Below are 12,520 nucleotides of genomic sequence, written 5' to 3'. Positions count from 1 at the left end.
CTCACCCTCCTCGCGGCTCAGCCAATATCGAGCCAGCGCCGCTCGCGCGACGAGCGTATGGCAGCCTCGATAATCTTCTGGACTTCCCAGGCCTCGCGGAAATCCGGACCGTTCGGCTCGCCCGAGCGGATGGCCCCGAGGAATTCGGCGACCTCGATCGTCTTGAGGTCGTTGAAACCAAGCTGGTGGCCGCCGGCGATGCAGAACAGGCTGTACGGCGAATGCGCCGGGCCCGCCTCGATCCGGGTGAAGCCGGACCGGCCCGCCTCGCCGCCCGCTTTGAAGACCTGCAGCTCGTTCAAGCGCTCCTGGTTGAAGGCGATCGAGCCGCGACTGCCGCTGATCTCGAAGGCGAGCTGCATCGAGCGTCCGGTCGCCGACCAGTTCGCCTCGATGCTGCCCGCCATGCCGCGCGCGAAGCGCACCAGCAGGCGCGCCGCATCGTCCACCGCAACCGCATGCATCTCGCTCGACCCGAGTGCCACCGGGCGCTGCTGCACCATCGTGTCGAGATCGGCCATCACCGCGCCGATCGGCCCGAGCAGATAGCGTGCCATGCCGATGATGTGGCTGCCGATATCGGCGACAGCGCCACCGCCGCCGGCCGGATCGAGCCGCCAGCTGTACGGGATTGCCGGGTCCGACATGAAGCCCTCGGCATGGATGCCGCGAAACCCGGTGATCTCGCCGAGCTCGCCCTGCTCGATCATGTCGCGCGCCAGCTTCAGGATCGGGTTCTTGATGTAGTTGAACCCGGTCTGCGTGCGAACGCCCGCCGCCTCCGCCGCCTCGGTCATGACCCGCGCGTCGCGGGCGGAGGGGGCCAGCGGCTTCTCGCAATGCACATGCTTGCCGGCGGCGATCGCCGCCAGCGCCATCTCCCGGTGCAGCAGGTTCGGCGTGGTGATGGACACGATCTGCACGCGCTCGTCGGCCACCAGCGCGCGCCAGTCGGTGGTCGCTCGTGCGAAGCCGAACTGCTGCCGGGCGCGCTCGGCGGCCACGCCGTCGATATCGGCCACGACCTCCAGCACCGGCTGCGGCAGGTTCGGGAAGATGCCGGCTGCCGCCCGGTAGGCCAGCGCATGGGTGCGGCCCATGAAGCCGGTGCCGATGACGCCGATGCCGATCTTCTGCATAATCGTGGTGCCGCCGACCTGTTCTACCCCGGCACGAACTCTACCGAGCTCAGCCAGATCCCGAAACGTCGCGGGTCCGGTGTGTGCCCGAGATCGAGCATGCTGGCGAGCGGGCCCGTGCGCAACTCGACGATGACGGCGTGCTGCTGCCGGATCCAGTCGGCGGGAACCACGGCCTCGAACTGGCCCGGCTTCCGGCCGAGCGACCAGTCGGCGATCTTGCGCTCCCCCGCCCAGACCGACACCGCGCGTCTGGGCGATGCCAGCCCGAGCCAGATCCGCGTCGGCATGGCGAACGCCCTGATACGGATGCGCACGGGTCCCGTGGGCTCCGGCTGCAGCCTGCCGCCCAGCAGCGCGGATGGCGCGTTGCTCCACAGGCCGGGTGCGCCCGGGACCGGCGTGGTCCAGCCCGACAGCAGGGCGTCGGCGCCTGCCTGTCCCGCGCGCGTCGGCAGGATCCTCGACATCGGCAGCGTGCGGAGATCGACAGGCGGCAGCCCGTCAAGCAGCGACGACCGCCTGCTGCACACGATGAACGGTGCCAGGACGCGGCAATCCGTCTGGCTGTAGGGCAGGGCCGCCGCCAGCCTGTCGAAGCCCGGCATGACGACGCGCACCTCGCCCGCTGCCGGTCGACTCTGCAGGGCGGCTTCGGGAACGCAGGCCTGCTGGCGTGACGTCCGCGCCGAATACATCGAGGCGATGGCCAGGTGCGACTGCGCCGCGAGCCAGAGCACATCCAAGTTCGGTGCCAGGCCGCCGCCGTTGCAGGGAAAGGTCGGCAGCACGGTGAGTGCTGCATGCGCACGCAGGATCGCCGACAGCCGTGGCTGGTCGAACGGATACGCCACCGGCTCCGCCAGGCTGTTGTGATCGACGCGGCGCAGTTCGCCGGCATCCGCGACCTGCAGCAGCGCTGCCGCCAGCACCAGAAGAATGCCGGCCCGTGGCAACAGACGCAGCACCGCCAGGATCGAGCCGATCAGCAGCACATAGGAGACCGGCCAGAACAGCCGCCCGCTGCCGCGCAGCTGCGCGAACAGCAGCGACGGGAACGGGATGTGCAGCAGCCTGGTGTGCAGGAAGAAGATCCAGTTGGTAACGGCGACCATGGCCAGCGTCACGCAGGCGATCAGCAGCCCGGGATGACGGCGCACAGTCTGCGGCCAGTGGCGGCAGCCGGCGAGCGAGACCGCGATCAGGCCAAGCAGCCCGAGCCCGAGATACTGGTAGCCTTCCGCCTGACCGCCGGTGCCGTCCGCCGGCGTGTAGGAGATACCGGGGAACAGGCCCGAGAGGGTCGGCCAGAACGGACCGGCCAGGTTCATCGAGTAGAAGCCGTAGCCGCCATCGCTGCCCTGGCCCCAGTATCCGAGCACCTGCCCGACCAGCAGCACCAGCGCGCTGGACGCCGCCCAGGCCGCAAGCGGCCCACGCCAGCGCGGATCGTGCCGCAGCAGCAGGGTGAGTGGTGCCGCGAGCAGCACCCAGCTTGCCATCAGCATCAGGTAGGGGTGGATCAACAGCAGGACGACCGGCAGCACGCACCCCGCCACCGTTGCGGCCCGGCTGCCGCGCACGATCCGGAAATACAGCCCGAGCGCCACCAGCAGCATCCAGTGGCCGCTGAGGGCGGCGTGCCAGAGTCTGAAGAGAAAGGTCGGCATCGACGCCGCCATCAGGGCGACCGCCAGTCCCGGTAGCCAGCGCCGCTCGCCGGTGCTGCGCAGCGCGAACACCCCGGCGATAGGCTGCATCACCCACGCGGCGGCCTGGTACACCGTGATGGTCTGCTCGAATGGCGGCAGCAGCGGCCTGAGCAGCTTGCTGAGGATGGTCAGCAGCGGAATGCTGTCGGCCAGCGCGATGTTGACGCCGCGCGGGGCGTCGAGACCGCGTGCTACCAGCAGCGTGCGCAGCGACCGGAACGAAAACTCCCACGGCTGCGCGAAAAAATAGATCTGGCCGATCGCGTGCTGCGCGAAGTCGGGTTCCGGCGGCGCTCCCGGCGGCAGGCGGCCGGTCAGGGCCCAGTGCGGGAACGCAAGCAGCACGATTGCCACCCCGACCAGCAGCGCCGTCAGATAGGCGGGGACCACACTCCTCAGGATGCCAGGCTCCTCAGGATGAGAGGCTCCTCAGGATGAGAGGCGCGCCCGCCAGCTCATGGTGCCCCGATCCCTCGGCGCGCCACCGACGACGTGGCCGATCGCGGTCAGGCTGTCGACATGGTCGCAGACGATCTTGAACACCGCCAGCAGCGGCACGCTGAGGAAGGCGCCGGGAATGCCCCACAGCCAGTCCCAGAACATCAGCGAGGCCATCACCAGCACCGGGTTCAGCGTGAAGCGTCGCGCCAGCAGCATCGGCGTGATGGTCTCGCCCTCCAGGAAGTGGATGCCGAGATAGACGGCAGGCGCCAGCAGCGCATGCAGCACCGAGGGGAAGGCGAACAGGCCGACGAAGAAGTAGATCACCACGCCGGTCAGCGGCCCCAGGATCGGGATGTAGTTCAGCAGGAACGCGACCACGCCCCAGAGCAGCGGGTTGGGCACGCCAAGCAGCCAGCACTGGACGAGGTTGGCCACGCCGACCAGCAGGTTCATCGCGGTGATGGTGGCGAGATACAGCGAGACGTTGCGCTCGATCTCGGAGGCGATCTGCACGGTGCGGCGCTTGTCGGCCCAGGTCGGCATGATCTCCACGAAGCGCCGCAGCAGGCTGTCACCCTCGTAGAGCAGGAAGAACAGCATCAGCAGCATGGTGAAGACCTGGCCGAGGAAGAACCTCGTGCCGAGCAGCAGCGACGAGCCAACGCTGGTCAGGCCGCTGCTGTTGCTGGACTGCACCTGGATGATCTGGGCGCCGGCCACCTGCGGCCCGCCGGTATGGTCCATCAGCGCCTGCAGCTTCTTCATGCCGTCCTGCGCCGCCTGGATCGGCCCCTGCAGGAAGGCGAGCTTGGCCTGCAGCGCCGGCAGGCTCTCCGGTGCCTTGCTGATCCAGCCGGTGGCCGGCACCGAGATCGCAGCCCCGATGCCGCCGACGATGCCGAACAGCACCAGGATCAGCAGCAGTGCCGCCAGTGGCTTGGGCACCCGCAGGCGCCCGTTGAGTAGGCGCATCGGCCCGCTGAGCAGCAGGTTGAACACCCCGGCCAGCACGAACGGCAGCACGATCGCGCTGGCAAAATACAGGGTGTAGAAGGTCGCCAGCACGCTCAGCAGCGTCAGGCAGACCGAAAGCGTGCTGAGCGCGCGGGCGCGCGCCGCCTCGACGACAAGCCCGGCCTGGCCGTCTTTGGCCAGCCACTGCCGTATCAGTTCCGCATCCACGTGCGCCTGTACGCGAGCCCGCTCGGCAACGGCGGCGGCATCATTCGCAATGGTCTGATCCGACATGCTGCCTACCCCGTGTGCCGAGCGGCGAACGCGCCGTGCAGCCGCCCGTTGCGAGTTTCATGCCGGTTTCGGTAGCAGCACCACGAAACGCGCGCCGAGCACCCGGCCTTGGGCATCGACCCGGTTCTCCGCCGAGATCCGGCCCCTGAGCGCTTCGACGATCTGCCGGCTGATCGACAGCCCGAGCCCGGAATGCTGGCCGAAATGCTCGCCGGGCGGCCGCTCGGAATAGAACCGGTCGAACACGCTGTCGAGCCGGGCTTGCGGGATGCCGGGCCCCTCGTCGCTGACCGACAGCTCCACCATCCCGCCTGCCTCGGCGGTGGCGAGGATGATCCGCCCGTCCGGCGGCGAGAAGCTGACCGCATTGCCGATCAGGTTGCGCAGCACCTGGACCAGCCGGTCCTCGACCGCCAGCACCACCACCGGGACTGCCGCCTGCACTTCCATGACGGGTCCATCCTCGGCCCGCGTGGCCTGGTGGATCTCGACCAGCGCCGCCAGGATCGGCAGCGCGTCGACCGGCTCGGCGCGGGCGCGCGACAGTTCCGCATCCACCCGGCTCGCATCCGAGATGTCGGTGATCAGGCGATCCAGCCGCCGGACATCCTCGCCGATGATGGTCAGCAGCCGGCGCTGCTGGTTGAGGTCCTCGATGCGCAGCAGGGTCTCGATCGCCGAACGGATCGAGGAGAGCGGGTTCTTGATCTCGTGGGAGACGTCAGCCGCGAACCGCTCGATCGCATCCATGCGCGCCCACAGCGCCCGCGCGCTGTCGTCCAGCGCCTTCGCCAGCTCGCCGATCTCGTCGCGCCGGTTGAGCAGCCGACGCGGCACGCTGCCGCTGCGGCCGATGCCCTCGCGCATGACATGCGCCGAGCCCGCGAGCAGCAGCAGCGGCCGCGCGATGGTGAGCGACAGGTACCACGACAGCAGGACGGTCAGCACCAGCGCCACGCAGAACAGCACCAGGATCGAGAAGCGCACCGCGAACAGTGACCGGTCCACGTCGCGCGCCTCGCGGGTGAGCTGGATGATGCCGACGGTATGGCCGTCATGCATGACCGGCTCGGCCACCGTCACCAGCAGCCGGTGATCGGCGGTGCGGCGAATGTAGGGCGGCGTGTCGGACGGGTCGCTGTCGCCGATGAGCAGTTGCTGGCGCTCGTCGCCGTCCGTGGCGCTGTCGGGGGTATCGGGCGGCTGCGCATCCGGGTCGGCATTGGCCCCGAGGGTTGCGACCCGCAACCGGGTCTCCGGCAGCAGGCTCAGCAGCCGGTCATACACGCGCTGCAGGATGGCACCGAAATCCCGGCTGCTGCCCCGGCTGGCGGCCGGCCGGCCCGCGGCGGCCGCGGCGGACCCCTTGGTCTTGGGATCGGGGGGCTTGGGATCGGGGGTCTCGGGATCGGCGGCTTCGGGATCGGCGCGGCTGTCGGCGATCTGCTGCCCGTCGGGCGCGAACAGGCGAGCCTGCGCGCTCGGGCTCGGCTCGGTCAGGCGCAGCAGCAACGGCCTGACCAGTTCCGGCACCAGCACGGTGTTGTCGTCGATGTCGGCGCCCCCCGGATGGCTCGCCGGGTGCGCAGCATCCCCCGTGCGCACGCGCGGGCGGCTGTGCATCGCCACCCTTGGCAGCGCCACCCGTGGATGCGGCGTCGCGGGAGCGCCGGCTGCCCGCTGCCCGATCGCGCTCTGGCCGAGCGCGCCGGCATAGATCCGGGCCTGCTCGCGCAGCGCGGTGACCTCGGCCTCGAGCAGGCTGTTCTGGAACTGGTTCAGGTAGAGCAGGGTCGCGACCAGCAGCGCCAGCGGCAGGGCGTTGACCAGCAGGATCCGGCGCATGAGCGGGGAGACCCAGCGGCGCGAGCGGCGCGGCGATGGAACGCCCGGTTTCGCGGCCACGGCGGGAGACGGCGTGCCCGGAGGTGTTGCCTCCCGCGTTGCAAGCGTGTCCGGCACCGCGCTAGGGGCCCGTCCGAAAATGCGCTACGCTGAGCAAGAGTGTCGCACCGCAGCACGGCCGTCGTGGCATTCGAGAACCGGAGCGGAGCGGCCTTTCTGGCCGTGAGCACCGGAAGCGCAGAAAGCCGCGTCGGATTGCCAGTGTAGTAGCATTCTCGGATGGGCCCCTACTCTTCCTTGTAGCGGTAGCCGATGCCATACAGCGTCTCGATCTGGTTGAAGTTGTCGTCGATCTGCCGGAACTTCTTGCGGACGCGCTTGATGTGGCTGTCGATGGTGCGGTCGTCGACGTAGATGTTCTCGCCGTAGGCCGCGTCGATCAGCTGGTCGCGCGACTTCACCAGGCCGGGACGCGCCGCCAGAGCCTTGACCAGCAGGAACTCGGTCACCGTGAGCTGGATGTCGGCGCCGCGCCACAGGCACTGGTGCCGGGTCTCGTCGAGCGACAGGTCGCCGCGCACCACGCTGCTCGGCGGCGGCGCGCCCGACGGGTCGCCGCGGGTCGCATCGTTGCGCCTGAGCAGTGCCCGGATGCGCTCGAGCAGCAGGCGCTGCGAGAACGGCTTGGTGATGTAGTCGTCCGCGCCGAGGCGCAGGCCCATGAGCTGGTCCACCTCCTCGTCCTTGCTGGTCAGGAAGATCACCGGCAGCTGCGACCGGCTGCGCAGGCGCTGCAGCAGCTCCATCCCGTCCATGCGCGGCATCTTGATGTCGAGCACGGCGAGGTCCACCGGCTTGGCGATCAGGCCCTGCAGCGCGCTCTCGCCGTCGGTGTAGGTGCGGACCTGGTAGCCCTCGGCCTCCAGCGTCATCGAAACCGAGGTCAGGATGTTGCGATCATCGTCGACGAGGGCGATCGTCTGCTTCATCGCGTCCAATCGTGTATCTCCTGGATGACGTTAGCCGGCCGGGTGGAAGGCGGCATCCTTAGCCGGTAGCCGGAGGGAAATAAATGAAATCGGACGCCGGCACGGTTCGGCTCGCACGCGACATCCTGCGCTCCAGCCGCTCGGCGAGCCTGGCGACACTCGCCGACGGCGCGCCGTTCGCGAGCCTGGTCACGCCCGCGACCTCCTGCGGGCTCGACCTGCTGATGCTGGTGTCGGGCCTGTCGCGCCATGCGAGGCACCTGCGGTCCGACCCGCGTTGTGCGCTCCTGGTGGCGGGCAGTTCCGAGATGGCGGGCAGTTCCGGGGCCGCCAACCCGCAGACGATCCCGCGCCTCACCGTCACCGGGACCGCCGAACCGGTGCCGCCGGACGATCCGCACGGCAGCCTGCTGCGCGACCGGTGGGTGCGCATCCATCCCTATGGCGCGCTCTATGCCGGGTTCGGCGATTTCACCCTGTGGCGGCTGCGCCCGCAGGCGATCCACATGGTGGCCGGCTTCGGGCGGACGCACGCGCTCGATGGCCGGATGGTGCAGCCGGACATCGACCTCGCGGAGCAGGAGGCCCCGCTGCTGCAGACGGCGCGGGCGCGCTGGCCGGAGGCGGAGATCGTCGCCATCGACGCCGACGGCTACGATACCGGCCCGGCGCCCAGCCCCGATCCGGACGGCACGGCTGTCACGCAGCGGATCGCCTTCGATCAACCGATCGCCTCGCCCGATGCGGCACTTGCGGCCTTGGATGACATCTTATCGAAGGACGGCGCCACAAGGGCGGGCTGAGCAGCCGCGCGGCTTTATCGCTTGTCCACGCTCGGCGCCTCACCTACGTGGACCCTATGAAGCACGACGATATGGAATCCATGTCAGCACACATGCCCGACCCGCACGACGCCGAACCAACCTCCAGCGCCAATGCCGTGCCCGCGGACCTGCAGGAGGACCCAACTCCGGCCGCCGGTTCGGAGACGGTGATGCAGGCCGCGACGGCGCGCATACGCGAGCTAGAAGCCGGCCTCGAGGAGATGCGGGACAAGTGGCTGCGCTCCGAAGCCGAGATCCAGAACGTACGCACCCGCTCGCGGCGCGACGTCGATGACGCGCGCCAGTATGCGGTGCAGAAATTCGCGCGCGACGTGGTCGAGGTGGCGGAGAACCTGCGGCGCGGTCTCGCCAGCCTGCCGCCCGCGTCGGAGAACGACAACCCGCTGACCAGCAAGCTGCGCGAAGGCTTCGAGAGCGTCGAGCGGTCGTTCCTCGGTATCCTGGAGCGCAACGGCATCACCGGCACCGACCCGACCGGCGCGCTGTTCGACGCCAACCTGCACCAGGCGATGGCGGAGCAGCCGAGTGCGGATCATCCGCCCGGCACCGTGCTGCAGGCCTGGACCTCGGCCTGGACCCTGAACGGGCGCCTGCTGAAGCCCGCCATGGTGGTGGTCGCGAAGGCGACCGGGGATGACGCGGCCCGCGCGCATGCCGGCGCTGCGGCCAAGGCGCATGCCGGTGCTACGGGAGCGACGGAAAGCCTCGACAAGACCGTCTAGGCCCGTCACTTTACCCCTGTTAAGGCTCTGCCCGCATTTTGTGCATTTGGGCGGACCCCGAGGGCTTGTCGGCAACGATGGCCCTGAATACATCAAATGACATCCATTGGGCCGTTTCCGGTGCTTCGGGCCGGATCCGGCTGCTGAAAAGGAGAGTTTGCATGAGCAAGGTTATCGGCATCGATCTCGGCACCACCAATTCCTGCGTATCGATCCGCGAAGGCGACGACAACCGGGTGATCGAGAACAGCGAGGGTGCCCGCACCACCCCCTCCATGGTCGCCTTCACCGAGAACAACGAGCGCCTCGTCGGCCAGTCCGCCAAGCGCCAGGCGGTCACCAACCCGACCAACACCCTGTATGCCGTCAAGCGCCTGATCGGGCGTCGCTTCGAGGATCCGACCGTCGAGAAGGATCGCGGGCTGGTGCCGTATGCCATCGTCAAGGGCGAGAACGGCGATGCCTGGGTCGAGGCGAGAGGCCAGAAATATGCGCCGAGCCAGATCAGCGCCTTCGTGCTCGGCAAGATGAAGGAGACCGCCGAGACCTATCTCGGCGAGCCGGTGACGCAGGCCGTCATCACCGTCCCGGCCTACTTTAACGACGCCCAGCGCCAGGCGACCAAGGATGCCGGCCGCATCGCCGGCCTCGACGTGCTGCGCATCATCAACGAGCCGACCGCGGCGGCACTCGCCTACGGCATGGACCGCAAGAACGGCGGCACGGTGGCGGTGTACGATCTCGGCGGCGGCACCTTCGACGTGTCGGTGCTGGAGATCAGCGACGGCGTGATCGAGGTGAAGTCGACCAACGGCGACACCTTCCTGGGCGGCGAGGACTTCGATGCCCGGATCATCGATTACCTGGCGGACGAGTTCAAGCGCGAGCAGGGCATCGACCTCAAGCGCGACAAGCTTGCCTTGCAGCGCCTCAAGGAAGCTGCCGAGAAGGCCAAGATCGAGCTCTCCTCCTCCAAGGAGACCGAGATCAACCTGCCCTTCATCACCGCCGACGCCACCGGGCCGAAGCATCTGGTGCTGAAGCTGAGCCGGGCCAAGCTCGAAAGCCTGGTCGACGACCTGATCCAGCGGACGCTCGGCCCGTGCCGCGCGGCGCTGAAGGATGCGTCGGTTTCGGCCGGCGAGATCGAGGAGGTGATCCTGGTCGGCGGCATGACCCGCATGCCGAAAGTCATCGAGACGGTGAAGCAGTTCTTCGGGCGTGAGCCGGCCCGCAACGTGAACCCGGACGAGGTGGTGGCGATCGGCGCCGCGATCCAGGGCGCGGTGCTCAAGGGCGACGTCAAGGATGTGCTGCTACTCGACGTGACGCCGCTCTCGCTCGGCATCGAGACACTCGGCGGCGTGTTCACCCGCCTGATCGACCGCAACACCACGATCCCGACCAAGAAGAGCCAGACCTTCTCGACCGCCGAGGACAGCCAGAACGCGGTGACCATCAAGGTCAGCCAGGGCGAGCGCGAGATGGCGGCCGACAACAAGATGCTCGGCCAGTTCGACCTGATGGGCATTCCGCCGGCGCCGCGCGGCGTGCCGCAGATCGAGGTGACGTTCGACATCGACGCCAACGGCATCGTCTCGGTGTCGGCGAAGGACAAGGCGTCGGGCAAGGAGCAGCAGATACGCATCCAGGCCTCGGGCGGCCTTTCCGACAAGGACATCGAGCGCATGGTGCGCGAGGCGGAGGCGAACGCGGAAGCCGACAAGGCCAAGCGCGAGGGTGTCGAGGCACGCAACCAGGCCGAGGGCCTGGTGCACCAGACCGAGCGGACACTCTCGGAGAGCGGCGACAAGGTCGCGGCCGCCGACCGCAGCGAGGCCGAGGCGGCGATTGCGGCAGTCAAATCGGCGATCGCCGGCAGCGACGTGGCGGCGGTCAAGGCTGCCTCGGAGAAGCTCGGCCAGGTGGCAATGAAGATCGGCGAAGGCCTCTACAAGCAGGAGCAGGCCAGCGCGGGTGCCACGGGTCCCAGTGCTGCGGGACCAGGTGCCACGGGTCCGGGTTCGGCGGGGCCGTCCACCGGGCCGTCCGGCGAAAAGGTGGTCGATGCCGACTTCGAGGATGTGGACGACAAGAAGAAGTCCGCCTGAACCGGATCAGACCACGCGAGACGTCCGGGCCTGCCAGAAGCGGTCCGGACATGATCCAGGCGGAGGCGCCCGTGCTTCGTGAGAAGGCGGGCGCCGCTTTGTCATGACGACCACGCAGTCCCTTGACGGGAGGCGTGTTGCGCCGATGAGGACAGGATGGCGAAGCAGGATTACTACGCGACCCTGGAAGTCGCCCGGGACGCTTCCGCGGACACGCTGAAGAAGGCCTACCGCAAGCTCGCCATGAAGTATCACCCGGACCGCAATCCGGGCGACAGGGCCGCCGAAGGTCGCTTCAAGGAGCTGAACGAGGCCTACGACATCCTCAAGGACGACCAGAAGCGGGCCGCCTACGACCGCTTCGGGCATGCCGCCTTCGAGGGTGGCGGCGCGGGGGCGGCGGCCGGCGGCTTCGATTTCGGCGGTGGCGGCCTCGGCGACATCTTCGACCAGGTGTTCGGCGACATGATGGGCGGACGCCGCGGCGGAGGCCGCCAGCGTGCCGGCGCCGACATTCGCGCCCAGGTCGAGATCAACCTGACCGACGCCTTCACCGGGTCGAAGGTGCCGCTGCGGGTGCCGACCCGGATCGCCTGCGAGGCCTGCGCCGGCACCGGCTCGGAGAACAAGGACCGCGCGGCCGAGACCTGCCCGACCTGCCACGGCGCCGGCAAGGTGCGGGCGCAGCAGGGCTTCTTCCTGGTCGAGCGGGCCTGCCCGACCTGCGGCGGCAATGGCCGCGTGGTGCGCAACCCCTGCAAGGTCTGCCAGGGTGCGGGCACCGTCGAGCGCGAGCGCAGCCTGAACGTGCAGATCCCGGGCGGCGTCGAGGATGGCACCCGCATCAGGCTGTCCGGCGAGGGCGAGGCCGGCGGCGCCGGCATCCCGGCCGGCGATCTCTATGTGCATGTCGGCGTGCGCCCGCACGAGATTTTCCAGCGCGACGGCGCCAACATCTTCTGCCGGGTGCCGCTGCGCATGACCCAGGCGGCGCTCGGAGCGGAGGTGGAGGTTCCGGTCATCGATGGCAGCCGGACCCGGGTGAAGATCCCCGCCGGGACCCAGACCGGCGAGCAGTTCCGCCTGCGTGGCAAGGGCTTCTCGGTGCTCCGCTCCGCAGCCCGGGGCGACATGTATATCCAGGTCGCGGTGGAGACGCCGCAGCATATCAACAAGCGGCAGCGCGAGTTGCTGGAGGAGCTGGAGGGCGAGGCGGCGGCCCATGCGCGGTCGAGTCCGGAGAGCGACGGCTTCTTCGCCAAGGTGCGCGACTTCTTCGAGGGCAAGGTCTGAGAGCTTGTTTGCAAACCCCTGTTGCTGGCGATCCGACGCACCTTTTCTGTGCTCCGCGGCTCACGGCCAGACGGCCGCTCCGCTCCGGTGCTCGGAAAGCCACGACGGGCGCGGGCTTGCAGCCCGCTATCATCCAGCATCAGGCGTTTGCAAACTGATGCGGTGGACGGCT

Annotated in this window: 9 protein-coding genes; 4 read left to right on the top strand and 5 right to left on the bottom strand. The window is 68.9% G+C overall.

Translation table 11 applies throughout. The features are described from left to right. Window positions 1-17: 17 nt before the first annotated feature. The 5 genes from ACQY4O_RS16135 to ACQY4O_RS16115 form a co-directional block, all read right to left on the bottom strand. Window positions 18-1,139, bottom strand: coding sequence for a Gfo/Idh/MocA family protein (locus tag ACQY4O_RS16135; RefSeq protein WP_428377361.1), 1,122 nt, complete (start codon window positions 1,137-1,139; stop codon window positions 18-20). A gap of 23 nt (window positions 1,140-1,162) precedes the next feature. After that, complete coding sequence (locus tag ACQY4O_RS16130) at window positions 1,163-3,241, bottom strand: DUF6311 domain-containing protein (protein WP_428377360.1); 2,079 nt, start codon at window positions 3,239-3,241, stop codon at window positions 1,163-1,165. A gap of 39 nt (window positions 3,242-3,280) precedes the next feature. Next, complete coding sequence (locus ACQY4O_RS16125) at window positions 3,281-4,543, bottom strand: AI-2E family transporter (protein ID WP_428377359.1); 1,263 nt, start codon at window positions 4,541-4,543, stop codon at window positions 3,281-3,283. 57 nt (window positions 4,544-4,600) lie between these two features. Then, window positions 4,601-6,388: an ATP-binding protein gene (locus ACQY4O_RS16120; RefSeq protein ID WP_428378224.1), complete on the bottom strand. Its 1,788-nt coding sequence runs from the start codon at window positions 6,386-6,388 to the stop codon at window positions 4,601-4,603. A 287-nt stretch (window positions 6,389-6,675) separates the two neighbouring features. Then, window positions 6,676-7,377: a response regulator transcription factor gene (locus tag ACQY4O_RS16115; RefSeq protein ID WP_428377358.1), complete on the bottom strand. Its 702-nt coding sequence runs from the start codon at window positions 7,375-7,377 to the stop codon at window positions 6,676-6,678. An 83-nt stretch (window positions 7,378-7,460) separates the two neighbouring features. Between ACQY4O_RS16115 and ACQY4O_RS16110 the strand changes: the two genes are divergently transcribed. The 4 genes from ACQY4O_RS16110 (at window position 7,461) to dnaJ (ending at window position 12,348) form a co-directional block, all read left to right on the top strand. After that, on the top strand, window positions 7,461-8,180 hold the full coding sequence (locus ACQY4O_RS16110; RefSeq protein ID WP_428377357.1) for a HugZ family protein: 720 nt from the start codon (window positions 7,461-7,463) through the stop codon (window positions 8,178-8,180). A 92-nt stretch (window positions 8,181-8,272) separates the two neighbouring features. Further along, a complete protein-coding gene (locus ACQY4O_RS16105) occupies window positions 8,273-8,944 on the top strand; it encodes a nucleotide exchange factor GrpE (protein WP_428377356.1) in 672 nt (223 codons plus the stop codon). 161 nt (window positions 8,945-9,105) lie between these two features. Further along, complete coding sequence (gene dnaK / locus ACQY4O_RS16100) at window positions 9,106-11,055, top strand: molecular chaperone DnaK (protein WP_428377355.1); 1,950 nt, start codon at window positions 9,106-9,108, stop codon at window positions 11,053-11,055. A 156-nt stretch (window positions 11,056-11,211) separates the two neighbouring features. Continuing rightward, on the top strand, window positions 11,212-12,348 hold the full coding sequence (gene dnaJ, locus ACQY4O_RS16095) for a molecular chaperone DnaJ (RefSeq protein WP_428377354.1): 1,137 nt from the start codon (window positions 11,212-11,214) through the stop codon (window positions 12,346-12,348). The last annotated feature ends 172 nt before the right edge of the window (window positions 12,349-12,520 follow it).

It is taken from the genome of Lichenicoccus sp. (assembly GCF_965277665.1).
GTDB lineage: Bacteria > Pseudomonadota > Alphaproteobacteria > Acetobacterales > Acetobacteraceae > Lichenicoccus.
The sequence above is the reverse complement of the archived record's forward strand: the minus strand, read 5'-3'. Positions and strand labels throughout refer to the sequence as shown.